The sequence below is a fragment of the Halorubrum sp. Atlit-28R genome (assembly GCF_003665955.1).
Classification (GTDB): Archaea; Halobacteriota; Halobacteria; order Halobacteriales; family Haloferacaceae; genus Halorubrum; species Halorubrum tropicale.
Map to the genome: position 1 here is coordinate 1 of NZ_QPLS01000251.1, position 446 is coordinate 446.

A 446-nucleotide genomic window follows, 5' to 3' on the forward strand; every position below is an offset into this window, starting at 1 on the left:
CTTATCGTCGGTGTTCATTCGTGATAAATCTGTTCGAACAGTTCGAACGTCAGTTCCACCCACTCGAACGCCCTCGACGGCCGCTCGAACCGCGAGTCAGCGATAGAGCAAAGTAACGTCGGATTGGATCGCAGACGTGCATGATTAAATTGGTGAATATGCTCGTCCGGGACGACGACTACACGCACGAGGAGTTCGTCGAGCGGTGGCGGGGGAGCCACGCGGAACTCGCGAGGGAGTTTCCGGGGCTCGTGAAGTACGCGACGAGCGTCCCGACCGACCCCGAACGGTCCGAGTACGACGGTATCGTCGAACTCTACTTCGAGGACATGGCCGCTCTGAAGGCGGCGTTCGACTCCGAGGTCGGTCAGCGCGTGAACGCCGACGCGGCGGCGTTCACCGACATGGAACGGGGACCGACGCTCTACGTCGAGGAGACGGTTCAC

Annotated in this window: 1 protein-coding gene; it reads left to right on the top strand. The window is 60.8% G+C overall.

Annotated features, from left to right (window positions below; translation table 11 throughout):
- Window positions 1–158: 158 nt before the first annotated feature.
- A partial coding sequence (locus DVK06_RS17770; RefSeq protein WP_233561821.1) for an EthD family reductase occupies window positions 159–446 on the top strand: 288 nt, incomplete at its 3' end.